At 63.8% G+C, this 25059-nt stretch carries 24 protein-coding genes; 14 read left to right on the plus strand and 10 right to left on the minus strand.

The features are described 5' to 3' along the window. Positions 1-53: 53 nt before the first annotated feature. On the minus strand, positions 54-242 hold the full coding sequence (locus PTE30175_RS29265; protein WP_224788866.1) for a DUF4411 family protein: 189 nt from the start codon (positions 240-242) through the stop codon (positions 54-56). After that, entirely contained in the window at positions 173-976 is an 804-nt protein-coding gene (locus PTE30175_RS19145) for an XRE family transcriptional regulator (RefSeq protein ID WP_263596289.1), read from the minus strand. Before PTE30175_RS19145 ends, PTE30175_RS29265 begins: the two co-directional genes overlap by 70 nt. 299 nt (positions 977-1275) lie before the next feature. On the opposite strand from PTE30175_RS19145, the gene PTE30175_RS19150 reads away from it, so the two are divergent. The 3 genes from PTE30175_RS19150 (at position 1276) to PTE30175_RS19160 (ending at position 2973) form a co-directional block, all read left to right on the plus strand. Then, complete coding sequence (locus tag PTE30175_RS19150) at positions 1276-1551, plus strand: hypothetical protein (RefSeq protein ID WP_150698661.1); 276 nt, start codon at positions 1276-1278, stop codon at positions 1549-1551. Positions 1552-1964: 413 nt separating this feature from the next. Next, entirely contained in the window at positions 1965-2579 is a 615-nt protein-coding gene (locus PTE30175_RS19155; RefSeq protein ID WP_150698662.1) for a nucleotidyltransferase domain-containing protein, read from the plus strand. Next, on the plus strand, positions 2536-2973 hold the full coding sequence (locus PTE30175_RS19160) for a DNA-binding protein (protein ID WP_150698663.1): 438 nt from the start codon (positions 2536-2538) through the stop codon (positions 2971-2973). Before PTE30175_RS19155 ends, PTE30175_RS19160 begins: the two co-directional genes overlap by 44 nt. A gap of 73 nt (positions 2974-3046) precedes the next feature. Here the strand turns inward: PTE30175_RS19160 and PTE30175_RS19165 are convergent, their stop codons facing one another. The 4 genes from PTE30175_RS19165 to PTE30175_RS19180 form a co-directional block, all read right to left on the minus strand. Next, entirely contained in the window at positions 3047-3580 is a 534-nt protein-coding gene (locus PTE30175_RS19165; protein WP_150698664.1) for an outer membrane lipoprotein, read from the minus strand. Positions 3581-4291: 711 nt separating this feature from the next. Further along, entirely contained in the window at positions 4292-4636 is a 345-nt protein-coding gene (locus PTE30175_RS19170; RefSeq protein WP_150698665.1) for a cupin domain-containing protein, read from the minus strand. A 22-nt stretch (positions 4637-4658) separates the two neighbouring features. Then, positions 4659-6131, minus strand: a complete 1473-nt coding sequence (locus PTE30175_RS19175; RefSeq protein ID WP_150698666.1) for an NAD-dependent succinate-semialdehyde dehydrogenase — start codon at positions 6129-6131, stop codon at positions 4659-4661. 2 nt (positions 6132-6133) lie between these two features. After that, complete coding sequence (locus PTE30175_RS19180; RefSeq protein WP_150698667.1) at positions 6134-7222, minus strand: tartrate dehydrogenase; 1089 nt, start codon at positions 7220-7222, stop codon at positions 6134-6136. Positions 7223-7338: 116 nt separating this feature from the next. Between PTE30175_RS19180 and PTE30175_RS19185 the strand changes: the two genes are divergently transcribed. Then, positions 7339-8253: a LysR substrate-binding domain-containing protein gene (locus PTE30175_RS19185; RefSeq protein ID WP_150698668.1), complete on the plus strand. Its 915-nt coding sequence runs from the start codon at positions 7339-7341 to the stop codon at positions 8251-8253. Between the two features lie 74 nt (positions 8254-8327). Here PTE30175_RS19185 and PTE30175_RS19190 read toward each other — a convergent pair whose 3' ends face one another. The 4 genes from PTE30175_RS19190 to PTE30175_RS19205 form a co-directional block, all read right to left on the minus strand. After that, complete coding sequence (locus tag PTE30175_RS19190) at positions 8328-8822, minus strand: Lrp/AsnC family transcriptional regulator (protein WP_150698669.1); 495 nt, start codon at positions 8820-8822, stop codon at positions 8328-8330. A 128-nt stretch (positions 8823-8950) separates the two neighbouring features. After that, positions 8951-10357, minus strand: a complete 1407-nt coding sequence (locus tag PTE30175_RS19195) for an aspartate aminotransferase family protein (RefSeq protein ID WP_150698670.1) — start codon at positions 10355-10357, stop codon at positions 8951-8953. A gap of 181 nt (positions 10358-10538) precedes the next feature. Continuing rightward, complete coding sequence (locus PTE30175_RS19200; protein WP_150698671.1) at positions 10539-11465, minus strand: 2-hydroxyacid dehydrogenase; 927 nt, start codon at positions 11463-11465, stop codon at positions 10539-10541. A 13-nt stretch (positions 11466-11478) separates the two neighbouring features. Continuing rightward, positions 11479-12360: a GNAT family N-acetyltransferase gene (locus PTE30175_RS19205; RefSeq protein ID WP_150698672.1), complete on the minus strand. Its 882-nt coding sequence runs from the start codon at positions 12358-12360 to the stop codon at positions 11479-11481. A 253-nt stretch (positions 12361-12613) separates the two neighbouring features. Between PTE30175_RS19205 and PTE30175_RS19210 the strand changes: the two genes are divergently transcribed. The 10 genes from PTE30175_RS19210 (at position 12614) to PTE30175_RS19255 (ending at position 25002) form a co-directional block, all read left to right on the plus strand. Continuing rightward, on the plus strand, positions 12614-14092 hold the full coding sequence (locus PTE30175_RS19210; protein ID WP_150698673.1) for an aldehyde dehydrogenase family protein: 1479 nt from the start codon (positions 12614-12616) through the stop codon (positions 14090-14092). Between the two features lie 331 nt (positions 14093-14423). Continuing rightward, positions 14424-15092, plus strand: a complete 669-nt coding sequence (locus tag PTE30175_RS19215) for a haloacid dehalogenase type II (protein WP_150698674.1) — start codon at positions 14424-14426, stop codon at positions 15090-15092. 56 nt (positions 15093-15148) lie between these two features. After that, on the plus strand, positions 15149-16426 hold the full coding sequence (locus PTE30175_RS19220; protein ID WP_150698675.1) for an NAD(P)/FAD-dependent oxidoreductase: 1278 nt from the start codon (positions 15149-15151) through the stop codon (positions 16424-16426). 70 nt (positions 16427-16496) lie between these two features. Further along, on the plus strand, positions 16497-18110 hold the full coding sequence (locus PTE30175_RS19225; RefSeq protein ID WP_150698676.1) for an ABC transporter substrate-binding protein: 1614 nt from the start codon (positions 16497-16499) through the stop codon (positions 18108-18110). Between the two features lie 147 nt (positions 18111-18257). Continuing rightward, positions 18258-19214, plus strand: coding sequence for an ABC transporter permease (locus PTE30175_RS19230; RefSeq protein WP_150698677.1), 957 nt, complete (start codon positions 18258-18260; stop codon positions 19212-19214). A gap of 53 nt (positions 19215-19267) precedes the next feature. Then, positions 19268-20140 (plus strand): ABC transporter permease, encoded by an 873-nt coding sequence (locus tag PTE30175_RS19235; RefSeq protein ID WP_224788868.1) that lies wholly within the window; start codon positions 19268-19270, stop codon positions 20138-20140. Next, a complete protein-coding gene (locus tag PTE30175_RS19240; protein ID WP_150698679.1) occupies positions 20137-22002 on the plus strand; it encodes an ABC transporter ATP-binding protein in 1866 nt (621 codons plus the stop codon). Before PTE30175_RS19235 ends, PTE30175_RS19240 begins: the two co-directional genes overlap by 4 nt. Next, positions 21999-22388: a (2Fe-2S)-binding protein gene (locus PTE30175_RS19245; RefSeq protein WP_224788869.1), complete on the plus strand. Its 390-nt coding sequence runs from the start codon at positions 21999-22001 to the stop codon at positions 22386-22388. Before PTE30175_RS19240 ends, PTE30175_RS19245 begins: the two co-directional genes overlap by 4 nt. After that, positions 22373-23785 (plus strand): FAD/NAD(P)-dependent oxidoreductase, encoded by a 1413-nt coding sequence (locus tag PTE30175_RS19250; protein WP_150698680.1) that lies wholly within the window; start codon positions 22373-22375, stop codon positions 23783-23785. The genes PTE30175_RS19245 and PTE30175_RS19250 overlap by 16 nt, the downstream gene beginning before the upstream one ends. After that, complete coding sequence (locus tag PTE30175_RS19255; RefSeq protein ID WP_224788870.1) at positions 23782-25002, plus strand: NAD(P)/FAD-dependent oxidoreductase; 1221 nt, start codon at positions 23782-23784, stop codon at positions 25000-25002. Before PTE30175_RS19250 ends, PTE30175_RS19255 begins: the two co-directional genes overlap by 4 nt. The last annotated feature ends 57 nt before the right edge of the window (positions 25003-25059 follow it).

A 25059-nucleotide genomic window follows, 5' to 3' on the forward strand; every position in this document is an offset into this window, starting at 1 on the left:
TGGGCGGAACGCGGACGGTTCGGTATCGAGAACGACGACAAAAACGCGCGCGCTCAGTTGGAAAGCACGAATTGAGCGTCGAGCGTGTGCAGCATTTGAAACGTGTTCATGAACGGCACGCCAAGATGTTGGCAAAGATTCGGGATCAGGAATTTTCTTCGAACGTCATGGTTCAACGATTCATGAGTGACGACCGTCGCATCGGACGCGATGGCTTTTGCGATAAGCCATGGGTCCGCCAAGCATTCCTGAATTCCATCTCCGGGGCCAGAAATTCCCCGGCGACGGCATTGCAGAAGACTTCCTCACTGCGCCTGTTATCGGTGGACACGTCCGAAATGCCGCTACTGCCGATCCAGATGTGCGCGAGTTCGTGGGCCAACGTGAACAATCGTGCCGCAGGCGCGTCGGCGCTGTTGATAAAGACGACGGGCGCGGCGGGATCACTGATCGCAAAGCCTCTGAATTCACTGACGTCCAGTTTTCGCCGCGTATTCGCACCCACAATCCCGCTTCGCATGATCAGAATGCCGATGCGCTCTGCGGACGCCACAAGATTGCGGAAAAACTCGTCGCCGTCTTGCGTGTTCATGGTTTCCCGAAGATCAGCCGCGACGGCCTTGGCGGTTGCCCGCTTGGAGAAGCGTCCCACGAATGGGAGGTTCGTTCGTTCCTGATCTTTCAAGTATTCGAGGTACCACGCCTGTTTGCGAAGCACGTCGCGAACCGTATCGAGCAAGTCAATGCTCGGCGAATGCGGTTCACTTCCGCCTACGGTACGCAGATCGGGAAGCGGCAGGGTTTCTTCTGGAGGATCCGCAAGAAACAGGAATCCGAACGGCACATGGGTAAGCGACGCCAACTTTTGCGCCTGGCGAAATGTCGGTTGACCCTCGCCGGATTCCCACGCTATGACCTGGTCCGCCCGTGTTGCCAATCCCTGCGCCAGCGCGTGCTGAGATAGCCCGGCGCGCAATCGCGCCCAGCTGATCAGTGCAGGAGTGACATGTGCCAAAGTGATCATGCGAAGAAGTTACAGGATGGCGTTCCGGACGTCATCAGCCGTTCCTCTCTGAAGTAATGGGTAATTTCCGATTCTGCTTGTCACTCATTGTGTTCATATGCCGTTGCACGTAAAGCGCGGACCTTAAGATCGATTTAAACATAGGAATGCTAATTTAATAAGATTTAGTCGCCCGTCCACCTACACGGATGCATGTCTCAACTTCGGTGGCGCGGGCACCTTGCAATGCAGTGACTGAACAGGAGCCCTCCATGGGAGACCTCAATTTCGATCCGAGCATCATCATTGCTGCAGCCGAGCGTGTTCAGAGGATGACAAGCCGTCTCGTCGCCATGTCCGTTGCCGGTATGGGCGGCGGTATCGAAGGACTCGACAAGGAAGAACTCGACGCGTATCTCGAGCAGATGGAAGAGATCGCGGGACTTGCTCACGCATCGTCGACCACCATCACCCGCGTGTTGCATTCAACGTATCCAGCGGAATATCGAGCGCGTGGCGTCGCTCCACAGCCTTCCGCTGATGCATAACGAACGTCAGCGCTGAAATGACGCATAACACTGGATACATGTCGGCTTGATCCCTCGTGGCCTCATATCGTCGGTTGGATCGTCGCGGTTCTCGTGGCACTCAATCGCACGATAGATGACCCGCAGCACATTTCGTCCGATGACGACGGACGAGTTCCCCACCCCCCGTCTTTTTTTCTCAACAGCGCATTGCATGCCGCCCATCCAGTCGCAAAAAGCGCTCGATGTCCTGACGCTGCTTGGGCTGGAAGTCATCGTTCGTCCCAAGGGGCATCGGAGTGCCTGCCGAAAGTGATATTCGTCTGATTCTTCGGCCGACTTTTTTGCGACTTGGCGTAGTGATGAACTCAATAAATCTGGGTGTAGCAAAATAGGCTACAATCGTAGCAATTTACGCTACATATTGCGCCGCCATGGCTAACTCGCTCACAGACGTGCTGTTCAGTGAATACCGCCGCCGGGTGCTGGGCCTGTTGTTGCTACGTCCTGAGGCGTCTTATCACGTGCGCGAGATTGCACGCATGACAGACACGCCCGCGGGAACCTTGCACAAAGAACTGAGCAAACTGGCAGCCACCGGCATCCTGACTCGGGAGCAGAAGGGCAATCAAGTGCAATATCGCGCTAATCGCTCCTGTCCGATATACGAGGAACTGGCGAGCATCATGCGAAAGACCTCAGGCCTTGCCGATATACTTGCTCAGGCGTTGGCACCCCTCGGTCCAAAGATCGATCTGGCATTTGTGTTTGGATCAATGGCGCGAGCGGAGGAGACGACGTATAGCGACGTGGACATTTTGGTCGTCGGCACCGTTGGCTTTGCCGAACTAGTCAAGCAACTCTATCCAGTGCAAGCGACCGTCGGTCGCGAGCTCAACCCGAAGGTGTTGACTTCGGAAGAGTTGCAAGACGGTCTTGCCCACAAAGACCCGTTTCTCCTCGACATCTTGGCAAAGCCGAAGATTTACCTGATTGGAAGCGACAATGACCTTGGCAAACTTACTGGGGATCAGTCTCGACACAGTTGAACCGACGCGTGGACAAACGCTGCGGCTGATCGCTGCCGCGAAACGGAATATTTCAGATGCGAAGCTGGAGGGACTGAGCCAGGAGAATCGGTTTGACACGGCCTACAAGGCCATTATGCAGTTGGCGATGCTTGCGCTGCATGTGAATGGGTTTAGACCGCTGACAAGCAGGCCAGGACACCATCAGACTGCAATTCAAACGCTTTCCAAGACGATCGAATTGGATATGGAGCGCGTCATCGTTCTCGACGCGCTCCGAAAACAGCGAAATTTGACGGACTACTCCGGGGAGTTGGTGCCTGCATCCGCGGCGAGAGAGTGTCTGGCAAGCGCGGAACAGCTTTTGAACGATGTGATCGCCTGGATTCGAGTGAATTGTCCAGAATTTCTGTGACGTGCGAAGTCGAGGCGGCGAGTCTCGTCTCGATCGCTCCCGACCGGTCAGGATCGGGAGCGATCAGCAACGATCAGTACGGATAAACAGTATCGTTCGCGACCTGCACGCGCTGGCCTTGCTGCACACGCAGCGGCGGCGCTTGCGTCACGGTTGCGACGCGCCCGTCGTCCAGACGCACGGTGACCCGATACAGGACGTTCGCCTGGCCCATGGTGTTCTCGATGCGGTTGCCCGCAATCGCGCCAATCACCGCGCCACCGATCGTCGTCGCCGTACGTCCGCGGCCACCGCCCATGGTGTTGCCGAGCAAGCCGCCCGCCGCGCCCCCTACGATCGTGCCAAGAAGGTTCGAGCTGTCACCGGGCTGCTGCACCGTCTCGATCGATTCCACGCGGCCGACAAGCGCGCCCTGTACCGGCGCCTGGCCATAGCCGCCTTGCTGTTGCTGGTACTGCGGCGGCTGCTGGTATTGCGGTTGTTGATACTGCGGCTGTTGATAACCCTGCTGCGGGTAGCCGCCGTATTGCGGACCCGGCGCCACGCAACCCGTCAGCGCCGCAGCCGTCAGTGCCAATGCCATTCCCGAGAGTGATTTGATGTTCATTTTGCGTCCCATTTTCGTGTGTCCGACTGGCGTGCGGCGCTTGCGCTGCTTCGCCGGTCATCGGGTCGGTGCCGAAGCCGACGTCCGTAGCCCACCCCCAATTTCCCGGCAGCTACGATCGCGCCTACACGCGCCGGAATATGAGGCTCCCCGCAACTTCCTGCTGTAAAAAACGGTAAGCATTTGTAAGGCAGTAGTGACTGAACGAGAAACAACCCGAGCCGCGCCCGCCAATGCCATGCCGCCTGCCCTGATTTGGAGCGCAAATCGCCGCCAAACGTTCCATTCACCTGGCCAGCCGGAACGGCCGCCGGCTTCCCTCAAATGACGTTGAGTCCCCATCCAATGGGAGCCGGGGGCGAGTGAGTTATGTATCTAAGCATGTAACTAAAAATCTGGTTAATTCGCGCGTACCAAGCGGTAACATCCGATCCGGAAGCGCTGAAATGCCGGGTAACACATCAAACCGCCTCGGGCAGTCGAGGGAGACGCGTCGGATGTCATGAGATGGACCGGGGCGGCCGTGTACGCACGGCTTCGAAGAAGCAAACGCGCAACGTCACATCTCATGATGCGCGTGCGGCGCAGCGCAATTGTCGGTCCGCCAGTGTAAAGAAAATCCGGTTAACGCGCCGAATATCGTCCGCGGTCATCCATGGATGAAAAAACGCCCCGCAGAGAAAACCCGGCGGGGCGCAACTGTCCAACGGCTCAGAAAATCACGTACACCTTGCGAATCGTTTCGTCGATCTTCCAGAGGCCTTCGGTATTCGCTTCGAAAAAGAGCGTGTCGCCGGCGTTGATCTGCACGGAGTCTTCACCGTCGGGCGTAAACGTTGCCCGGCCGGCTAGGAAATGCATCACTTCGGCCTGCTTGACGGAGCGGCGATACGTCCCGGGCGTGCATTCGAACACGCCGGTATCAATCGCTTCACTACCCGGAATGATTTTCTGCACGCCAGTCACCTTGGCCGCCGGCGTACCGGGCAAGCCCGCGGTGCCCCAATCCTCCAGCCCTTGCAATGCGACGCTTCGCTTGATCTGCTGCACTTTCATTCTGCATTTCCCGTAAGACGTTTCAAGACAGGCCGCCCTGACAGAGATATTTGATCGACAGGTAATCGTCGAGGCCGTATTTCGAACCCTCGCGTCCGTAGCCGGACTCCTTCACCCCGCCGAACGGCGCAGCCTCACTGGCCAGCGCCCCTTCATTGATGCCGACGATGCCCGCTTCCAAGGCGCGCGATACCCGCTCGATACGTCGCAGGTCCTGGCTGTAGAAATACGCAGCCAGGCCGAACGGCGTGTCGTTCGCCTTCTGAATCACCTCGGCTTCCGTTTCGAAACGGAACAGCGGGGCGACCGGTCCGAAGGTTTCTTCGCAGCACAGCGCCATGCTGTCGTCGGCGTCAACGAGTACCGTCGGCGCGTAATAATGCGGGCCGAGCGACGTCAGGCGTTCACCTCCCGTCAGGGCACGCGCACCGCGCGACACGGCGTCGTCGACATGCCGCGCGATCTTGTCAATCGCCTTGGCATTGATCATCGGGCCAATCTGCGCGTCGGGGTCCGTTGCGGGCGCGACCTTGAGAGCGCTCACGGCCGTCGTCAGGAGATCGGCGAAGCGGTCGTACACGCCCGACTGTACGAAGACGCGATTGGGGCACACGCACGTCTGTCCGCCATTGCGGAACTTTGCGGCCATCAATCCCGCAACGGCCGCCGGCAGATCCGCGTCGTCGAAGACGATGAAGGGAGCGTTCCCGCCGAGCTCCAGCGAGAGCTTCTTCAACGTGCCCGCCGACTCGCGTGCCAGGTGCTTGCCCACGGGGGTCGATCCGGTGAACGTGATCTTGCGCACGCGGCTGTCCGCAAGCCAGTCCGCGACCGCTTGAATGCCGTTGTCCCGCGATGTCGCGATCATGTTCAGCACGCCGTTCGGCACGCCGGCTTCCTGCGCCAGATAGGCGAGCGCAAGCGCGGTCAGCGGCGTATCTTCGGCCGGCTTGGCGACGACCGTGCAGCCTGCCGCCAGTGCCGGTGCAATCTTTCGCGCGATCATCGCCAAGGGAAAATTCCACGGCGTAATTGCCGCCACAATGCCGATCGGCTCCTTCACCGCGCTCATTTTTTTGCCGGCCTGCTGCTGCGGGATCAGGTCGCCATAGATGCGCGTGGCTTCATCCGCGAACCACGCAACGTACGAGGCCCCGTAGTTGACCTCGCCGCGCGCCTCGGCCAATGGCTTGCCCTGTTCGAGCGAGATCAGCTTCGCGAGATCTTCGCGGTTGTCGATGATCGCGGCATGCCAACGCTTGAGAATTTCCGCGCGCTCGCGTGGCAGCGTGTCGCGCCACGCAGGAAGCGCGCGGGCGGCAGCGTCGGTGGCAGCGCGCGCGTCGGCAGGCGCCGCGTCGGAAACGAGCGCCAGGGTGTGGCCAGTCGCGGGATTTGTCACCGCAAAGCGGCGCCCGGTGACAGCGTCCTGCCATTCGCCGTCGACCAGTTGCTGTGTGCGAAGCAGTTCGGTGCGTGCCAATTCGAGTGCCATGATCACGCCTCCAGCTTCGCCGCGATGGCCTGGCCGACCTCCGTGGTACTGGCTTGGCCGCCCAGATCGCCAGTGCGCGGCCCTTCCTTGATGACGGCCTCGATCGCCGCCAGCATGGCGTCATGCGCTTGTCGTTCGACGCCTTTGCCGCCGCCGAGGAAGTCGAGCATCATGGCAGCCGTCCAGATCATGCCGATCGGGTTCGCAATGTTCTTGCCCGCGATATCCGGCGCCGAGCCGTGCACCGGCTCGAACAGCGACGGAAAGTTGCCTTCCGGGTTGATGTTGCCCGACGGCGCAATGCCGATCGTGCCGGTACAGGCCGGACCGAGGTCCGAAAGAATGTCGCCGAAAAGATTCGAGGCGACGACCACGTCGAAACGGTCGGGATTCAACACGAAGCGCGCGCACAGGATATCGATGTGCTGCTTGTCCCACGTCACGTCGGGGTACTGCGCCGCCACTTCGGCCGCACGCTGGTCCCACCAGGGCATGCTGATCGAGATGCCGTTGCTTTTCGTCGCGACGGTGATCTTCTTCGCCGCGCGCCGCTGCGCCAGTTCGAAGGCGAACTTCATCACCCGTTCGGTGCCGTGGCGGGTAAAAATCGATTCCTGCACGACGAACTCGCGTTCCGTGCCTTCGAACATCACACCGCCGACGGATGAATACTCGCCTTCGGTGTTCTCGCGCACGATCAGGAAATCGATATCGCCGGCCTTGCGGTTTGCCAGCGGCGACGGCACACCATCGAACAAACGCGCCGGCCGCAAGTTGATGTATTGATCGAACTCGCGGCGGAACTTGAGCAGCGAACCCCACAGCGAGATGTGGTCCGGCACCGTGTCGGGCCAACCGACGGCGCCGAACAGAATCGCGTCGACACCTTCGAGCTGTTGCTTCCAGTCGTCCGGCATCATCTGGCCGTGCTTGGCGTAGTAGTCGCAGCTGGCCCATTCGATAGGCTGGAAGTCGAACGGAATGCCGAAGCGGCGGCTCACTGCGTCGAGCGCTCGCACACCCTCGGGCATCACTTCGCGGCCAATGCCGTCACCCGGGATCACTGCGATGCGAAATGCTTTGCGTGTCATGTCATGTCCTCCTGATGCCTGAATGAAAACTGCTTCCCGCGCCGGGAATACGACAATTTTATTTCCATTTGAAATGGATAAAATCATCGTATTGGTTAATCGACTATGCACGAATCGTGAATAAAAATCCCAGCCTCGACGACCTGCGCGTCTTCTGTGTCGTCGCCCGCAAGGCAAGCTTCAGTGCAGCAGCGGAAGCCCTGGCCGTGTCTCCAGCGTATATCAGCAAGCGTGTGGGCATGCTGGAAGCCGAATTGGGCACGCGCTTGCTGCACCGCTCCACGCGGCGCGTGGCCATTACCGAGGCCGGCGAGCGTGTTTACGCCTGGGCCGAGAAGATTCTCGACGACGTGAATCAATTGGTCGAGGACGTTTCCACCACCCGCCAGACGCCGCGCGGGACGTTGCGCGTGTCGAGCAGTTTCGGCTTCGGCAGGCATATCGTGGCGCCCGCGATGTCGCGGCTGAGCGTGCGCTATCCGCAACTGAATGTGCGGCTCGATCTGTTCGACCGGCTCGTGGACGTGGCCGCCGAGGGCTTCGACCTGGATGTGCGTATCGGCGACGATATCGCGCCGCACCTGATCGCCAAACGCCTGGCGCCGAATCATCGCGTGCTGTGCGCGTCGCCGGCCTATCTCGCAGCGCATGGCGCGCCGAAGCAACTGGCTGAGTTGTCGGGGCACGCGTGCATCGCCATCAAGGAGCGCGATCATCCGTTCGGAGTGTGGCGTTTGCAGCAGCGCGGCGAGACGGTGTCGATCAAGGTGACGGGACCGTTGTCGACGAACCACGGCGAAGTCGCCGTGCAGTGGGCGCTGGACGGCCGCGGCATTGTGTTGCGTTCGATCTGGAACGTCCGGCCGATGCTGGAGCAGGGAACGCTCGTGCAGGTCTTGCCCGACGTGACGCAGCCGGCCAATGTGTGGGCCGTCTATCCGTCGCGATTGGCCGCTTCCGCGAAAGTCCGCGCGTGCGTGGAATTCCTCGTCGAGGAGTTCACGCAGTGGGACGGCGGTCTTCGGGCGTAATACCGGAAATCGTGGCGGGAATGGTGCCGGGAGCGGCGCCGGGCATGACGCAGCCGGACACCGCTGCGGCGGTGTCAGCCGTGAGGCGGAAACAGCGTTTCGAGCGGGTAGTGCGTCTTCACGAACGGCGATTTGATGATGACGTAGCTGAAGTACTTCTCGATGCCGATGTCGCGCTCGAGTAGCCCTTCGATGATGCTCTGGTAGTGGCTGACGCTGCGCGTAACGAACTTCAGCAAATAGTCGTAGCCACCGCTGGCGAGATGGCATTCGACGATCTCGTCGACGTCGCGAATCGCATCGACGAAGCGGATGAAATCCTCGCGGCGATGATCGGCGAGCGTCACTTCCGTGAAGACGATCTGGATGTCGCCGAGTTTTTCGAGTTGAATCTGCGCGCCGTAGCCGACGATATAGCCGGCCTTCTCCAGACGCTTGACGCGAATCAGGCACGGGCTCGGGGACAGGCCGACCGCGTCGGCCAGTTCGACGTTCGTGATACGCCCCTTCTTCTGCAATTGCGAAAGAATTCGCAGGTCGATGCGATCGAGTTTGCAGTCCGTGCTCATCGTTTTCTAATGGCGCCCGCAGGGGCGAGGTCATTCGTGGATCGTCAACGATCTTATCACAGCGTGCCTGTTCCAAACGCCCCCGCGAAGCCATTCCGCATCCTTTTCCGTGCCGGCGTATCCACCGTTCAAGCGGCTTTGCGCGCACCTTCCGCGCTTCGCAACGCGGCGCGCACGGACACATCGTCCAGCACGTCGTCGAGCGTTCGCTTCAGACGTTCAAACATCAGCGCGAATTCGTCCTGCGTGAAGCACAGCGCAGGCGCGAAGCCGAGAATGTTGTCGCCGAACGCGCGGAAAATCAACTGGTTGCGATACGCCGCTGCCGAGATCTTGTCCGACAGTTGCAGCGACGCGTCGAAGCGCGCCTTACCTTCCTTGTCCGCGACCAGTTCGAGCGCGCCAAGCAGACCGCGATGGCGTGAATCGCCGACGAGCGGATGCGAACGCAGGGCGTCGAGCCCAGCTGCGAACACCGGCGCTTGCGCCTGTCCGTTCGCCAGCAGACCGCCTTCCTGATACAGGCGAATCACTTCCAGCGCGATCGCCGCGCTGACGGGGTGTGCCGAGTAAGTCTGGCCGTGGCCGACGACCGCGCCGCCGTCGCCATCCGCGATGCCCTGATAGATCTCGTCGGACATCAGCACGGCGCCCATCGGCGCATAGCCCGAGGTCAGTCCCTTGGCGACCGTCATCAAATCAGGTTCGACGTTTTCCGCTTCGCACGCGAAGAGCGGGCCCGTGCGGCCGAAACCGGTGATGACTTCGTCGGCGACGAACAGGATGCCGAGCTTACGGCACGCGTCGCGCATGGCCTTCAGCCAGCCCTTGGGCGGCACGATTACGCCGCCCGACCCCTGGATCGGCTCGCAGAAGAACGCCGCGACATGATCCGGACCGCCGAGCGCTTCGACTTTCGCTTCCAACGCGGCGACGGAGGCATCGATCAGCGCCTGTCCGTCGCGGCCTTGCGGATCGCGGTAGGCATAGGGCGACGGAATGTAATGCTGCGTCGGCAGCGGCACGTCGAAGCCGCGATGGAAGGCGGGCAGGGCGGTGAGCCCGGCACCCACGGATGAGGAACCGTGATAGCCGCGCTCCAGCGAGATGTATTGCTTCTTCTGCGGGCGGCCGGTCGCATTGAAGTAATTCGTGATGAAGCGCAGCGCCGCATCGACGGCGTCGGAGCCGCCAAGCGAGAAGTACACGTGCGTGAGCGACTTCGGTGCGAGCGAGACAAGCTTTTCTGCAAGCTCGATGGCGGGCGCCGAGCCAAAGTGGAAGTAGCCGGTGGCGTAGGGCAGACGCGTCATCTGTTCGGCTGCCGCGCGCACAATGCTCTCCTGACCGTAGCCGACGTTGACGCACCAAAGACCCGCGAAGGCGTCGAGGAGTACGTTGCCGTCGGCGTCGCGCAGATAGGCGCCCTTGCCGGATTCGAGAACGGTGACGCCGCGCTGTTCATGTGCGCGATAGCTGACGACCGGGTGAATCAGATGCCGGCGGTCGGCATCGATGAGCGCTTTGTTGGACATGGTTTCTCTCGTCAAAGAAAGGAAGACGGGCTGAAGACCATTCCATACTAAAGACGCCGGCCGGGTTGCGCGTCGCCAAATAATCGCCAAAAAAAAGCGCGCGCCTCTTTTTTTAAGCGCGCGCAGCATTTTCTGCTGTGGGCGTTTGCCGCCCCTTGTCCGATGGTCTTCCGGCCGCGGCTCAGTATCCTTGCCGACGGTCGATTTGCCCGATCATCGGCAACCCGGCGCGGTGACGGCGAACGTTCTCCAGCACCACTTCCACAGCGGTATCCGGGCGCGTGGCGCTGGCGATATGCGGCGTGAGACGCACGCGCGGGTGTGTCCAGAACGGGTGCGATTGCGGCAGCGGCTCGGGATCCGTGACGTCGAGAATGGCGTTGGCGATGTGTCCGTTGTCGAGGGCGGCAAGCAAGTCGGGCTGGTTGAGGTGACCGCCGCGGCCCACGTTGATGAGCGAAGCGCCGCGCGGCAACCTGGCGAGCAGGTTCGCGTTCAGGATGCCGCGCGTCGCATCGGTCAACGGCAGCAGGCAGATGAGGATATCGGTGCGGGAGAGGAATGCGTCGAGCGCTTCGGCGCCCGCGAAGCACGCCACGCCCTCCATCTCGCGCGGCGAACGGCTCCATCCGGCGCATGCAAAGCCGAACAGGTTCAGCCGTTCGAGCACCGCCTGGCCGAGCATGCCGAGGCCGAGCACGCCGACCCGCCGTGCCGAAGCGGGCTGCACCGGGCGCTCGATCCACTGGCGCGTTGATTGCTGTGCCGCGTAATCGAAGAGATCCCGGTGAATCGTCAGGACGGCTTGCGTCACATACTCGACCATTCCCTCGACGATGCCCGGCTCGACCATGCGCACCACCGGAATGTGTGCGGGGACGCCCGACAGATCAAACTGATCGATGCCGGCGCCGGTGGAAAACACCACTTCGACGTTCGGCAGCAGCGCGTGAAGATCTTCGGGCGGCTTCCAGGCGGCGAGATAGCGGATCTCGGCGGGGTCGCCGACGTCGGGCCAAAGCCGGAAGGGCAGGTCGGGCGCATGTATTGCGAAAAGCCGGGCCCATTGCTCGCCGCGCGCGGGGTCGGCCTTGTAGAGAAATGCCATGGTGAATAACCGATTAACCGATCGCCTGATTGATGATGGCGAACTGCCGCAGGGAAGGATCGGCAGCAGGTGTGCCGTTGCGCGCCATCTTGACGACAGTGTCCACGCGTTCGAGCCCCTGCGCTTCCAGCCAGCCGGTCAGTCCGCTGTCCGCCGGCGTGTCGATGCGCACGAAGCGTCCCGCGTGCAGCGCCAGCCAATGGGCGATCATCGCCTGTGCCCGCACGCGTGCGGCGTCGTCGCCATCCTTCGCGCTGGCGACCACCGGGCCGATCGCGAAACCCCGGCCGAAGCGCCGGAAGAGGGCGAAGCCGAGCAACTCGCCGTCGTGTTCGAGCGCAATGCCGTCCGAGACGTCGAGCAGGGCGGGCAGAATGCGGCCGCGATCCAGGTCGCTCGCACGGCTGGCGAGATCGACCAGCCGGTCGGGATCGTTCGCGCTCAACGGACGCAGCCGCTCACCCGGCGGCAGTTCGACGAGCGGCGGCTGCACCGCTGTGCCCTGGTGCTGATCGAGTTTGCCCACGGCGCGAAAGCCGAGCTTTTCATATAGCGGCTGGCCGGCTGGCGTCGCATGCAGGATCGTGAGGCGGTCGCCCAGCCGGTCGAGCAGCTTTTCCATGAGCGCGCGGCCGATGCCTCGCCCCTGCTGGTCGGGTGCGACGATGACCATGCCGAGCGAGCCGCGATCATCGCCGTATTGCCAATACAGTGCCGTGCCGACGACCTGCCCGCCGTCTTGCGCGACGAAGCCCGCGCCGTTACGGGCAACGAAGCGCCAGTCGTCGGGCTTGTGCGGCCAACGGAAGGCGCTCGACAACTGGTGCGCGGCGGCGATATCGGCCTCCGTGAAGGCACGATAAGTGAGCGCGGACTGGGGATGGGATTCGGACACGCCGAGCCTCCTTGAGCAATGGCGGATGAAACGACAACATGAGGGTCCTACTATGGCCGTGGCTTTCAGGCTTGCATAGGACGATCCTGCTGTTCCGGCACGGCGTCTCGCGGAATGCAAAAAACGCGACAAAATGCGCAGTCGTGCGACGAAAAACGCGGCCGAACTGCCAATTCCGGAATTTTATCGGTGCAATCTGCGGCACGCGTGAACCTACCATGAACGGGCCCGTCGTTCCCTACAGGATGCCCTCATGGACAGTTTCGATCCCAACGCCGTCGCCATTCGCGGCGGTCATTTCATCGGTGGCGAGTACGTCGACCGCGGCGCCGAACGTGTCGATGTCAACCGCCCGTCGGACGGCGCCGCATACGCATCGTTGCCGATGGCGGACGCCGACCTGGTCGACCGGGCTGTCGTCAATGCCTGGCAGGCGTTCCGGACCGGCGGCTGGGCTGCGTTGCCGCCGCGCGAACGCGCCCGTGTCCTGCGCCGTTTCGCCGACCTGGTCGAAGCGGATGCCGCCACGCTGGCGCCGCTCGAAGCCATCGGCTCCACGCGCCCGGTGCGCGACGTCGCCGCGTGGGATATTCCGTATACCGCCGAAGGCATTCGCTTCTACGCCGAGTACGCCGACAAGATCGGCGGCGACGTGGCGGCGACGGACCCGTCTCACCTTGGCATGACGATCGCAGAGCCCATCGGCGTCGTTGCGGCGATCGCGCCCTGGAATTTTCCGCTCGTGATGGCGTCCTGGAAGATCGCGCCGGCGCTGGCCGCCGGTAACGCCGTCGTGCTCAAGCCGTCCGAGATGACGCCGTTTTCCGCGCTGCGGCTGGCCGAGCTGGCCGTCAAGGCCGGCATTCCGCCGGGCATCTTCAATGTGATTCAGGGCGACGGACGCATTGCGGGCGACGCGTTGGTCCGTCACCCGCGCATTGGCAAGGTGACGTTCACCGGCTCCACGCGTACCGGCGCCGCGATCATGGCGGCCTGCGCCGAAACGGGCACGAAACCCGTGACGCTGGAGCTGGGCGGCAAGAGCCCGCAGGTGGTCTTCGCCGACGTGCCCGATCTCGACGTGATGGCGCGGCGCATTGCGATGGGCATCACCGGCAACGCCGGGCAGGTCTGCAATGCGGGCTCACGGCTGCTGGTGGAGCGTACGGTCGCCGATGCGCTGCTCGAACGCCTGACGCCGATCTTCGGTGCGCTGCGCGCCGGTCCGACCTGGGCGAGCGCGACCACGCTGTCGCCGATCATCTCCGAGCCGCAGGCGGCGCGCATCGACACGATCGTCGGGCGCGCCACGGCCAACGGCGCGGCGTTGCGCTGCGGCGGTGCGCGTGCGGATGCGCCGACCGCCGGCGCGTTCTATCAGCCGACGATCCTCGCCGGCGTGCCGGCCGACGCGGAAATCGTTCGCGAGGAAGTCTTCGGGCCGGTGCTCACGCTGCAAACCTTCGACGATGAAGACGAAGCGCTCGTGCTCGCGCAACACGAACAGTATGGCCTTGCGGCGGGCGTGCACACGGCCAATCTCGGCCGCGCCATGCGCATGGTGCGTGGTATCGAGGCGGGGTCCGTCTGGGTCAATCGTTACGGCCGCACTTCGGATTTCGTCATCCCGACGGGCGGTTACAAGCGCTCGGGCATCGGCAAGGATCTCGGACGGCAAGCGTACGAGGCGAATCTGCGCTTCAAGAGCGTGCTGATCGATTTGAACGGGTGACGCCGGGCGCGGATCGGCACGTCGCGATGCGGATCTGCGCACGTCTTGAAAGGCGTCTTGCATTCGGGTATGGGGCTCGGGCGGTTCCCGCCCGTTGCGCCGCTCAGCGGTAGTGTCTTCGGGTTAACGCCCGGTTCGCGAGGTGGCGAAAACGCACAAAGCAGAACGTGCTGCCGAGCCCCCCCAAAACGCATAGAAATTTGTTTTTGCCCCGTTCAATTCAACGCCATCGCGAAATTTTGTACTGATTTAATTTCCCCACAGACGAAGCATTTCTCTTTCTCGCTACTGAACTCCTGCGCGGGTTCGCATCAACGATAGGACTTTCACCATGATCGACTTCGAACCGAAATTCATCACCTTCGATTGCTACGGCACGCTGGTCAAGTTCCGCATGGCCGATATGGCGCGCGAGATCTACGGCAATCGCCTGCAGGGTGCCGAACTCGAGAACTTCGTGACGCGCTTTGCCGGTTATCGCCGCGACGAAGTGCTGGGCGCATGGAAGCCGTATCGCGACGTCGTCGTCAATGCGATCAAGCGCACGTGCGAAGTCACGGGCGTGAAGTTCATCGAGGAAGAAGCCGAACAGTTCTACACCGCCGTGCCGACGTGGGGCCCGCATCCGGACGTCCCGGAAGGTCTGTCGCGTCTGGCGAAGAAGTACAAGCTCGTCGGCCTCACCAATGCCGCGAACGCACAGATCATGAGCAACATCGAAAAACTCGGCGCGCCGTTCCACGCCGTGATCACGGCCGAGGAAGTCGGTGCTTACAAGCCGCGCATGCAAGGCTTCGAGTACATGTTCAAGAAGCTGAACGTGAAGCCGGAGGAAATCCTGCACGTGTCGTCGAGCCTGCGCTACGACCTGATGACCGCGCACGACCTGGGCATCAAGCACAAGGCGTTCGTCAAGCGCGGCCATGAGCCGGGCACGCCCTACTACGAGTACACGGAAGTTGAAGACATCATCGACCTCGCCCGGCAACTGGGTCTGTAAGCCCTGAACGACGCCCTGCGCGCCAAACCTTTCGCACAACCCTTGGGATCTCCGGCATGAAGCTCGATTCGTATTGGCTCGATACCGCACCCGAATTTCTCGGCGGCCAGGAAGGTCCGGCCGAGGGGCGTGCCGACGTCGTTGTCATCGGCGCGGGCTTCACGGGGTTGTCGGCGGCGCTGGCGCTGGCCAAGCGCGGGGCCACGGTCGCCGTGCTCGATGCGGGCCGCGTCGGCGGCGGCGCATCGGGCCGCAACGGCGGCCAGTGCAATACCGGGGTGGCGCAGGATTACGCTGCGCTCTACGCGCAACTCGGCCCGGAGCGGGCGCGCGGCTGCTATCAGGCCTATGCCGCGGCGGTCTCGACCGTCGAACGTCTGATTCGGGAGGAGAACATTGCATGCGATTACGCCGCCACGGGCAAGCTCAAGCTCGCCTCGAAGCCGCATCATCTCGCACACCTCGAGCGCACGGCCGAATTGATCGCACGTGAAGTCGATCCCGACGTCCAGATCATCGGGCGCGCGGGCATCCGTGACGAAGTCGCGTCCGACAAGTTCTACGGCGGACTGCTGCAAAAGCATGGCGGCCAGATGCACATGGGAAAGTTCGCCGTGGGCCTCGCGGCGTCGGCGGCACGTCATGGCGCGAAGATTTACGAACACGCGCCGGTCACGTCGATCGCGCGTGCCGAGGGCGGCATGTGTCGCGTGACATGCGCGCGCGGCGAGATCACCGCGCGCCAGGTGCTGATTGCGACGGGCCCGTCGCGCCAGGGACCGTTCGGCTGGTACCGCCGCCGCATGGCCCCGGTGGGGTCGTTCATCGTAGTAACGGAACCGTTGTCCGAGGACGTGCTTGCCCGCCTGCTGCCCCGGCGCCGCGCGTACGTCACGAGCCGCCTGATGCACAACTACTTCCGCGTGACGCCCGACGCACGCCTGCTGTTCGGCGGCCGTGCGCGCTTCACGGCGTCGGAGCAGCCGTCCGACGCGCGCAGCGGACGCATCCTGCAAGACAACATGGCCGCGATGTTCCCCGAACTGGCGAGCGCGCGCATCGATTATTGCTGGGGCGGGCTCGTCGACATCACGGCGGATCGCCTGCCGCGTGCGGGACAGCACGACGGCATCTACTTTTCGATGGGCTACAGCGGTCATGGCACGCAGATGTCAACGCACATGGGGCAGGTCATGGCCGAGGTGATGAACGGCAATGAAGCCGCCAACCCGTGGCGCGCGTTCGACTGGCCCGCGATTCCGGGCCATACGGGCAAGCCGTGGTTCCTGCCGCTCGTCGGCGCGTATTACCGCATCAAAGACGTGTTTTATTGATTTGAACCGGGCCCATCGGGCCGGCAATGATTCTTCATCGAACCATCGGCAACTTTCGCGGAGATGTGCAATGAAACAAGAGAAGCCAGTTAGCAGTACCGTTCTGGACGTGACGCGCGAAGCTACCCTCAGCCCGCGCGGCACGGCGCGCCGGGACATGCTTCGCGCCATCGCGGCGGGCAGCGTATTGTCGATGACCGGGGCGGGCCTTTTGACCGCCAGTGGCGGCGTTTTTGCGCAGACTCCGAAGCAGGGCGGCAAGATTCGCGTTGCCACGCAATCGAGTTCGGCCGCCGATACGCTCGATCCGGCCAAGGGTGCGCTCGGGACCGATTACGTTCGCGCCAACATGTTCTACAACGGCCTGACGGAACTCGATTCGAAGCTGGGGGCAAAGCTCGCGCTGGCCGAAGCGCTCGACACGAAAGACGCCAGGGTCTGGGTCGTCAAGCTCAGGAAGGGCGTGCAGTTCCACGACGGCAAGACGCTGTCGCCGGCGGACGTCGTCTACTCGATCACGCGCCACAAGGATCCGGCCACGGCGTCGAAGGCCAAGACGCTGGCCGACCAGATCAAGGACGTGAAGGCCACCGGCCCGAATGAAGTGACAATCACGCTGGAGGGCCCGAACGCCGACCTGCCGGTCATCCTCGCAACGTCGCATTTCCTCATCATCAAGGATGGCACCAAGGACTTCAAGACGGCTGTCGGCACCGGTCCGTTCAAGGTCAAGGAGTTTTCGCCGGGCGTACGCACCGTTGGCGTGCGCAACGAGAAGTACTGGAAGCCGGGACTGCCGCATCTCGACGAAATCGAACTGATCGGCATCGGCGACGAATCGGCGCGCGTCAACGCGCTGCTTTCCGGCGACGTGCAACTGATCAACGCCGTGAGCGCGCGCTCGACGGACCGTATCAAGGGAACAGCCGGCTACACGGTGCTGGAAACGAAAACCGGTCAGTACACCGATCTCATCATGCGCGATGAAGGCGGCATTACCGGCAACGCCGATTTCCGCTTGGGCATGATGCATCTGCTCGACCGCGAACAGATTCGCCGCACGGTGTTCCGGGGATTTGGCGCGATCGGCAACGACCAGCCGATCGATCCGTCGAACAAGTATTTCGTCCCGGGATTGCCGCAACGTCCGTTCGATCCGGAGAAGGCGGCGTTCCATTTCAAGAAGGCGAATCTCGGCAGCGCGCCGCTGCAGATCTTTGCGTCGCCCGCCGCCGAGGGTTCCGTCGAAATGGCCATGCTGCTGCAACAGGCCGCGCCGCGTGCCGGGCTGAATCTGCAAGTCAGCCGCGTGCCGGCCGATGGCTATTGGGCGAATCACTGGATGAAGCATCCGCTCAGCTTCGGTTCGGTCAACGCGCGCCCGAGCGCGGACGTGCTGCTCACGCAGTTCTTCCGCTCCGACGCGCCGTGGAACGAAGCGAACTGGAAGAGCCCGAAGTTCGACCAGATGCTGGTCGCCGCCCGCGGCGAGCCGGACGATGTCAAGCGCAAGGCCATCTACGGCGACATCCAGACGCTGATTCACGAGACCGGCGGCATCGGCATCCCGATGTTCCTGTCGTCGCTCGATGCGCACACCACGAAACTCAAAGGGCTCGGTTCGATTCCGCTGGCCGGCCTGATGGGCTTTGCGTTCTCGGAGCATGTCTGGCTCGAGGCTTGATCCTGTCTGCGGGACCGTACGGCGAGCGGCGTTGGTCTGCTCGCCTGCAGCGAGATGTGAGGGGATGCGCCGTTTGACGGCGCGTCATCCGGGCAACGCGTGCGACCCCCGCCGCCGCGCTGCCGTTTCAACCCGGAGGCGACTCTGATGAAAGCCCACGTGCAACGACTCATCGCCGCACGCCTCGGCCTGGCCGTCCTGACCCTGCTGCTGGTCTCGGCCGTCGTGTTTACGATCACCGCCCTGTTGCCTGGCGACGCGGCGCAAATGGCGCTCGGCCAGGCCGCCACACCCGAGGCCGTCACCGCCTTGCGCCACCAGCTCGGTCTCGACCAGCCGGCCATCACGCGCTACTTTCAGTGGCTCGCGCACATGTTCTCGGGCAACTTCGGCGAATCGATGTCGAACAATTTGCCTGTCAGCCAGCTGATCGCCACGCGCCTGCCGAATTCGCTCGTGCTCGCCGGCCTGACGACGCTCGTCTCGGTGCCGCTTGCACTGGCCATCGGTATCGCCGCCGCCATGTGGCGCGGCTCGCTGCTCGACCGCGCACTCAATGTGCTGACCTTGTCGGCGGTCGCCGTGCCCGAGTTTCTCGTTGCCACGGTCGCCGTGCTGATTTTCGCGGTGAAGCTGCGCTGGTTGCCGGCGCTGTCGTATCTGTCGTCCGTCAATTCCTTCCAGGATCTCGTGCGCATCTATGCGATGCCGGTGATGACCCTGTGCTGCGTGATCGTCGCGCAAATGGCGCGCATGACGCGCGCGGCCGTGATCGACCAGTTGAGCGCTTCGTATGTCGAGATGGCAGTGCTCAAGGGTGCGTCGCCGATGCGCATCGTCTGGCGCCACGTGTTGCCGAATGCCGTCGGCCCGATAGCCAATGCGGTCGCGTTGAGTCTGTCATATCTGTTTGGCGGCGTCGTGATCGTCGAATCGATCTTCAATTACCCGGGGCTCGCCAGCCTGCTCGTCGACGCAGTGACGAACCGCGATTTGCCGCTCGTGCAGGGCTGCGTCATGGTGTTCTGCGCTGCGTATCTCGCGCTGGTCCTGATTGCGGACCTGTGCGCCGTCGTCTCCAATCCGAGGTTGCGTCAACGATGAACCGGCCCGCCCCCACTACCGTCACTCCGGTGACCCCAGCTGCTCCCGTCACGATGAAGCCGACCGAACCGGAAACGTCCACGAAACCCGGCGCATTGCGCCGGTTGGTCAGCCGCGTGTCCGTGCTCGGCCTGCTCGGCGGGTTGATCGTCGTCGGCTGGCTGCTCGTCGCGTTCATCGGTCCGCTCATTGCGCCGTATCAAGGTGGCGCTGTCACGTCGACGGAGATCTTCGCGCACTACAGCGCCGCGTATCCGCTCGGCACCGATTATCTGGGCCGCGACATGTTGAGCCGGATTCTGTTCGGCGCACGCTACACGGTCGGCATCGCGCTTGCGGCCGCCGTGCTGGCCAGCACGATCGGCACGTTCTTCGGTCTGTGCGCCGCCGTGGCGCCGCGCTGGGCCGACGAAGTCCTCAGCCGCCTGTTTGATACGTTGATCTCGATCCCGAGCAAGGTGCTCGCGCTTGTGGTCATCGCGGCATTCGGCTCGTCCAATACGTTGCTGATCGTCGTGGCCGCGTTCGCCTATATCCCGGGCGCATTCCGGATCTCGCGCGCGTTGGCCGTCAATCTGATGACGCTCGAATACGTGCAGGTCGCCCGCGCGCGCGGCGAGGGGCTGCTCTACATTGCCCGCGTCGAAGTGCTGCCGAACATGATCCATCCGATGCTGGCGGACTTCGGTCTGCGGTTCGTCTTCATCGTGCTGTTGCTGAGCGGCTTGAGTTTTCTGGGGCTGGGCGTGCAGCCGCCGAATGCGGACTGGGGCTCGCTGGTGCGCGAAAACATCGGCGGCCTTGCCGAAGGCGCGCCGGCAGTGTTGATGCCTGCCGTGGCCATCGCCACGCTCACGATCGGCGTGAACCTGCTCATCGACAATCTGCGCCGCCGCGGCGCCTTCGGAGCGGGAGGTGCCAAATGACGACGAACAGCATGAAGACGAACATGATTGAGGTGCGCGGCCTGCGTGTGGTTGCCGGCTCACCAGGGGCGCAGGTCGAGATCGTCAAAGGCGTCGATTTTTCCGTCGGCCGTGGTGAAGTCCTCGCATTGATCGGCGAGTCGGGCTCGGGCAAGACGACCATCGCGCTGGCGTTGCTCGGCTATGCGCGCAGCGGCTGCATGATCGCGGGCGGGTCGGTGCGTATCGGCGACATCGACGTGCTGGGGCTCGACGACCGGGGCCGCCGCGCGTTGCGCGCGCGCAAGGTCGCGTACGTGGCGCAGAGCGCCTCAGCCGGTTTCAATCCGGCCCGCACGATCATCGATCAGGTGATCGAGCCGGCGCTGCTGCACAAGACATCGGCAGCGGCCGACGCGCGCAGGAAGGCCGTCGATCTGTTTCGCGCGCTGGCGCTGCCGTCGCCCGAGACGATCGGCGACCGTTACCCGCATCAGGTCTCGGGCGGCCAGTTGCAGCGGCTGATGGCCGCGATGGCGCTCATTACCGATCCGGCAGTGGTCGTGTTCGACGAACCCACCACGGCGCTGGATGTTACGACGCAGATCGAGGTGCTCGCGGCGTTCAAGAAGGTCGTGCGCGAATTGGGGACGACGGCGGTGTACGTTTCGCACGATCTGGCCGTGGTGGCCCAGATGGCCGATCACATCGTAGTGCTCAACGGCGGGACCGTGCGCGAGAATGGCGCCACGGCACAAGTGCTCGACGCGCCTGTCGACGCCTACACCCGGCAACTGCTTGGCGCGCGCCGCAGACCGGATGCGCCGGTGCCCCACGCGCCCGCGGCGGCCGCGCCGCTGCTTGAAATCCGCGGCTTGCACGCGGGATACGGGCGGCACGATCGGCACGGCCTGCCTGCGATTCGCGTGCTCGACGACGTCAGCCTGACGATTGCACGCGGCAGCGCCGTGGGGATCATCGGCGAGTCGGGTTCGGGCAAGACTACGCTCGCGCGTGTCGTTGCCGGTCTGGTGCCGCGTGCGCGCGGCGAAATCCTGTTCGACGGAAAGCCGTTGCCCGATACCCTGGGCGAACGCACGGCCGATCATTACCGCCGCATCCAGATCGTTTTCCAGAATGCCGATACGGCGCTCAACCCGAGTCATTCCATCGCCGATATCCTGGCGCGCCCGCTCAAGCTGTATCACGGCCTGCGCGGCGATGCGGCCCGCAAGCGCACGCTCGCGCTGCTCGATCGCGTGCGCTTGCCGTCGTCGCTGCTCACGCGCACGCCGGGCGGCCTGTCCGGCGGTCAGAAGCAACGCGTGAACCTCGCGCGGGCGCTTGCCGCGGACCCGGAACTGATTCTTTGCGACGAAGTGACCTCGGCGCTCGATACGGTCGTGGGCGCGGCGATCGTCGATTTGCTGGCCGAGCTGCGCCGTGAACTGGGGCTGTCGTACATGTTCATCAGCCACGATATCTCGACCGTACGCGCGATCTGCGACGAAGTCGTCGTGCTCTACGCAGGGCAGCGCGTCGAGTCGGGCGCGCGTCATGTCCTGACGTCGCCGCCATACCATCCATACACCCGCCTGCTGGTCGATTCCGTGCCGGAATTGCGCCAAGGGTGGCTCGACGAACGCAGGGCGATGACGGGCACAGTCCTGCCGGCCTTGGGCGCAGCCAGCGACGTACCGGAGCTGTGCAGCTTCCGCGGCCGTTGCCCGGTGCGCATCGACGGCCTGTGCAATGCCACGCCGCCGCCGCTCAGGCGGTTGTCCAACGGCGCAGCGATTCTGTGTCATCACTCGGTGGATGCGCTGGGCGCACTGCAGACAGGCCAGACGATGGAGCCGGCGGATGCGGGAGCGCACGCATGAGCGATTCGTCACGCGAAATCCTGCCGGAGGACGCCCGCATGCCGTCACGTGCACGTTTCGTGCGCGTGGCCGAGGCCGGACGGAACACCTTCCGCATGTCCGTCGACGGGCGCATGATCGACGCCTGCGAGGGCGACACGCTGATGGTCGCCTTGCTTACAACGCAGAATGCCTTGCGTGATTCGGAATTCGGCGGCGAGCGTCGCGCGGGATTCTGTCTGATGGGTGCATGCCAGGACTGCTGGGTCTGGACACGTGACGGCGCGCGGCTGCGTGCCTGTACGACGCCGGCTGCGCCGGGCATGGCGATCGTGACGCGTCTTGTGCGCGGCGGCGATGCGACGATGACAACCGCCGCCGGGGAGGACGTATGGCCCCGCGTGTAATTGTCATCGGCGCAGGACCGGCCGGCGTGCGCGCGGCGGCGGCGTTGGTCGAGGCCGGCCTGCATCCGCTCGTCATCGACGAGGGGCGGCGCGACGGCGGACAGATCTATCGTCGCCAGCCGGAGAATTTCGGGCGTCGCTACGATGCACTCTACGGCACGGAAGCGGCACGGGCCCAGGCGCTTCATGCGGCCTTCGACGCGCTGCGCGGCAAGATCGACTATCTGCCCGAGACACTGGTCTGGAATATTCGCGACGGCGTCGTTCACACGGCGAGCGGCACGGCGTATCGCGCATTGCCGTTCGACGCGCTCGTCATTTGCGCGGGCGCGACGGATCGTCTCATGCCGGTGCCCGGTTGGCAGTACGCGGGGACGTTCAGTCTGGGCGGCGCGCAGGTGGCGCTGAAGTCGCAAGGGTGCGCGATCGGCGCGCGTACCGTCATGATGGGCACGGGGCCGCTCCTGTATCTGGTTGCGGCGCAGTACGTGAAGGCCGGCGCCAAGGTCGCTGCCGTGCTCGATACGTCGACCGTCACGCAACGCTTGCAGGCGTTGCCGTTGCTGCTTTCGCAGCCGGCGGCGCTGATGAAGGGCATGGCGCTGATCCGGACATTGCGGCGCGCGGGCGTGCCGATCCGTCACGGCATCACGCCGAAGCAAATTGTGGGGACGGATGCCGCAGGCGTGACGGCCGTGCGTGTCACGACGGCCGACGGACGCGATCTCGCCATCGATACCGATGCCGTTGCGCTGGGTTACCACCTGCGTCCCGAAACACAACTGGCGGATCTCGCGGGGTGCACGTTCCATTTCGATGCGCACGTCCAGCAATGGCTGGCGCAGGCGGATGATGACGGCCGCAGCAGCGTCAAGGGCATCTATCTCGCGGGCGACGGCATGCGTGTGCGCGGCGCCGATGCGGCCGAGCGTTCCGGGCGCCTTGCGGCGTTGACGGTATTGCGCGATCTCGGCGTCACGATGCCGCACGACGATGCGCCCCGGCTGCGCGCCGAACTGGCGCGCTTCACACGTTTTGCTGCGGGGTTGCGCGCCGCGTTCCCGTGGCCGGCGCGTTTCGCGGCGGCGTTGCCGGACGAGACGATTGTTTGCCGATGCGAAGGCATCACTGCCGGTGAGTTGCGGCGCGTGGTGCGCGATGCGGGGGCGATCGAAGCGAACCGCGCCAAGGCTTTCTCGCGTGTCGGCATGGGGCGGTGCCAGGGGCGTTTCTGCGGCCATGCCGGCGCTGAAGTGATCGCGGCGGCGGCCGCTGTGCCGCTCGCGGCTGTCGGCCGTTTGCGCGGACAGGCGCCCGTCAAGCCGTTGCCGTTGGCGCTCGACGAGGAAGCATCACAACACGCGCCGACGTCGTCGCGCGAAGCGGAGCGCGCATGAACACCCTCATGCAAATGTTCAGGCAAACCCCACTGACACCGGAGACCGCCGATGTGATCGTGATCGGCGGCGGCATCATGGGCACGAGTACGGCGTTCTTTCTGCGCCGCCGCGGCGTGTCCGTGATCCTGCTCGAACGCGGCCTGACCGGCCAGCAGGCAAGCGGCACGAACTTCGGCGGCATCCGCCGGCAGGGCCGCGCGTTGCCGGAGTTGGCGATGTCGAACCGCGCGTTGCGCACCTGGCGCGATTCGCGCGACTTGCTCGGCGACGATATCGAGTTCATCGCTTCGGGCCACACGCGTGTTTGCTATCACGAACACGATGCGGTCTATTTCGAGGAATACGCCAACGCCGCGCGTGACTACGGCCTGGATCTGGAGGTGCTGCACGGCGACGCGATGCGCCGGCGTTTTCCGTTTCTTGGCCGCGATGTGTTGGCGGCGTCCATCTCGCCGCTCGACGGTCACGCCAATCCGCGCCTTGCGTCACCGGCGTTTGCACGGGTGGCGGCGCGCCTTGGCGCGTCCATTCACGAGAACACGGACATCCGGCATGTCGAGAAGACGAATGACGGATTCCGCGTTGAAGCCGCGGACGGCCGGGTCTTCTGCGCGGGCCAGCTCGCGATTTGCGCGGGCGCCTGGGCGAGCGCGTTGTCGGCGCAGTTCGGCGAGCCGGCGCCATTGGTCGTGCGAGGCCCGCAAATGGCCGTGACGGAGCCGGTACCGTACGTTTTCCGTTCGTCGATGGGTGTCTACACCTCGATCAAGGAAGAGAGCGTCTATTTCCGGCAGATTCCGCGCGGCAATCTGATTCTCGGCGGCGGCCCGCCCGGGCCGGCCGACGCGGCGACCTCGCGCGCGTCGGTATTGCCCGAGAACACGGTCGGGCAGCTCAAGCAATTCCGCCGCCTCGTGCCGTCGATGGCGCCGCTGCACATCATTCGAGTGTGGAGCGGCGTGGAGAGCTATCTGCCAGACGGCGAGCCGGTGATCGGCGCAAGCGGCAAGATCGACGGACTGTTCTACGCGTTCGGCTTTTGCGGCTCGGGCTTTCAGATTGGCCCGGGTGTCGGCGAGACATTGGCCGAACGGATGGCCACAGGTCGCACCGAAATCGACCTGGCGCCGTTTTCCATCACGCGCTGGGCCGTCGCGGGGGCGTGCGCGTCTGCGCCGGCCCAGCCCGTCACTCCGACGGTGATATCGCCATGAACCCATCGGCTGTGGCGCTACCGGGGCGCGCGCGCACGTCCGCAAGACCGGCGAACC

The organism is Pandoraea terrae, assembly GCF_902459695.1.
Classification (GTDB): Bacteria; Pseudomonadota; Gammaproteobacteria; order Burkholderiales; family Burkholderiaceae; genus Pandoraea; species Pandoraea terrae.

What these genes read in the sequence shown, in the direction of transcription:
- PTE30175_RS19200 (WP_150698671.1), bottom strand. Translation starts at nt 11,465, where the DNA reads ATGGCATTTCTCTACAAGGCCGACCCCGCGCGCGGCGAGCAATGGGCC.
- PTE30175_RS19180 (WP_150698667.1), bottom strand. Translation starts at nt 7,222, where the DNA reads ATGACACGCAAAGCATTTCGCATCGCAGTGATCCCGGGTGACGGCATT.
- PTE30175_RS19245 (WP_224788869.1), top strand. Translation starts at nt 21,999, where the DNA reads ATGAGCGATTCGTCACGCGAAATCCTGCCGGAGGACGCCCGCATGCCG.
- PTE30175_RS19240 (WP_150698679.1), top strand. Translation starts at nt 20,137, where the DNA reads ATGACGACGAACAGCATGAAGACGAACATGATTGAGGTGCGCGGCCTG.
- PTE30175_RS19225 (WP_150698676.1), top strand. Translation starts at nt 16,497, where the DNA reads ATGAAACAAGAGAAGCCAGTTAGCAGTACCGTTCTGGACGTGACGCGC.
- PTE30175_RS19160 (WP_150698663.1), top strand. Translation starts at nt 2,536, where the DNA reads ATGACCTTGGCAAACTTACTGGGGATCAGTCTCGACACAGTTGAACCG.
- PTE30175_RS19190 (WP_150698669.1), bottom strand. Translation starts at nt 8,822, where the DNA reads ATGAGCACGGACTGCAAACTCGATCGCATCGACCTGCGAATTCTTTCG.
- PTE30175_RS19250 (WP_150698680.1), top strand. Translation starts at nt 22,373, where the DNA reads ATGGCCCCGCGTGTAATTGTCATCGGCGCAGGACCGGCCGGCGTGCGC.
- PTE30175_RS19215 (WP_150698674.1), top strand. Translation starts at nt 14,424, where the DNA reads ATGATCGACTTCGAACCGAAATTCATCACCTTCGATTGCTACGGCACG.
- PTE30175_RS19210 (WP_150698673.1), top strand. Translation starts at nt 12,614, where the DNA reads ATGGACAGTTTCGATCCCAACGCCGTCGCCATTCGCGGCGGTCATTTC.
- PTE30175_RS19230 (WP_150698677.1), top strand. Translation starts at nt 18,258, where the DNA reads ATGAAAGCCCACGTGCAACGACTCATCGCCGCACGCCTCGGCCTGGCC.
- PTE30175_RS19220 (WP_150698675.1), top strand. Translation starts at nt 15,149, where the DNA reads ATGAAGCTCGATTCGTATTGGCTCGATACCGCACCCGAATTTCTCGGC.
- PTE30175_RS19195 (WP_150698670.1), bottom strand. Translation starts at nt 10,357, where the DNA reads ATGTCCAACAAAGCGCTCATCGATGCCGACCGCCGGCATCTGATTCAC.
- PTE30175_RS19165 (WP_150698664.1), bottom strand. Translation starts at nt 3,580, where the DNA reads ATGAACATCAAATCACTCTCGGGAATGGCATTGGCACTGACGGCTGCG.
- PTE30175_RS19155 (WP_150698662.1), top strand. Translation starts at nt 1,965, where the DNA reads ATGGCTAACTCGCTCACAGACGTGCTGTTCAGTGAATACCGCCGCCGG.
- PTE30175_RS19170 (WP_150698665.1), bottom strand. Translation starts at nt 4,636, where the DNA reads ATGAAAGTGCAGCAGATCAAGCGAAGCGTCGCATTGCAAGGGCTGGAG.
- PTE30175_RS19175 (WP_150698666.1), bottom strand. Translation starts at nt 6,131, where the DNA reads ATGGCACTCGAATTGGCACGCACCGAACTGCTTCGCACACAGCAACTG.
- PTE30175_RS19150 (WP_150698661.1), top strand. Translation starts at nt 1,276, where the DNA reads ATGGGAGACCTCAATTTCGATCCGAGCATCATCATTGCTGCAGCCGAG.
- PTE30175_RS19255 (WP_224788870.1), top strand. Translation starts at nt 23,782, where the DNA reads ATGAACACCCTCATGCAAATGTTCAGGCAAACCCCACTGACACCGGAG.
- PTE30175_RS19235 (WP_224788868.1), top strand. Translation starts at nt 19,268, where the DNA reads ATGAAGCCGACCGAACCGGAAACGTCCACGAAACCCGGCGCATTGCGC.